This window comes from Virgibacillus sp. M23 (assembly GCF_034190895.1).
GTDB classification, from domain to species: Bacteria; Bacillota; Bacilli; order Bacillales; family Amphibacillaceae; genus Virgibacillus; species Virgibacillus salarius.
Window position 1 is genome coordinate 1 of the sequence record NZ_JAWDHA010000276.1, and the last position, 436, is coordinate 436.

Consider the following 436-nt stretch of genomic DNA (forward strand, 5'->3'; position numbering starts at 1 on the left):
CTCTATACACTATGTGAGCTGCTTGGATTGGCTTGGATATTCGCATAGGGCGTTTGCGGATTTACGATTGATCATATTGAGCTTGATGTTTTTTAAGTAAGGCCTCTGTTTTTTCAGCCAACGCTTCAATCTCATCTTCAAATTCCAGACCTGCTTTATCAAATGCATCCAAGTCTTTTCTGATGCTGCCCATCGTGTCTTCATGCTCTTTTTGCTTTTGTTCGTGCGGTTCATACCTTCCTTCTATCCATTTTTCAAACTCATTCACTTTGATCCCCCCGCTTATGATATATGCCGGTTGCGGCCGCCCTGTTAAAAAACAAAAAACCGGAGTTCTCCGGTTTCTTTGCCAGGCTATTGAGGCTTTTTCTTTTTATTTCCGCACCCGCAGCCCTTCTTTTTTATCTTTTTTGATTGATACGACGAATCTGTATAT

At 41.5% G+C, this 436-nt stretch carries 1 protein-coding gene; it reads right to left on the reverse strand.

Going from position 1 to position 436, the window contains the following annotated elements:
* Positions 1 to 61: 61 nt before the first annotated feature.
* Positions 62 to 268 (reverse strand): hypothetical protein, encoded by a 207-nt coding sequence (locus RVS70_RS22535; RefSeq protein WP_103748907.1) that lies wholly within the window; start codon positions 266 to 268, stop codon positions 62 to 64.
* Positions 269 to 436 lie beyond the last annotated feature (168 nt).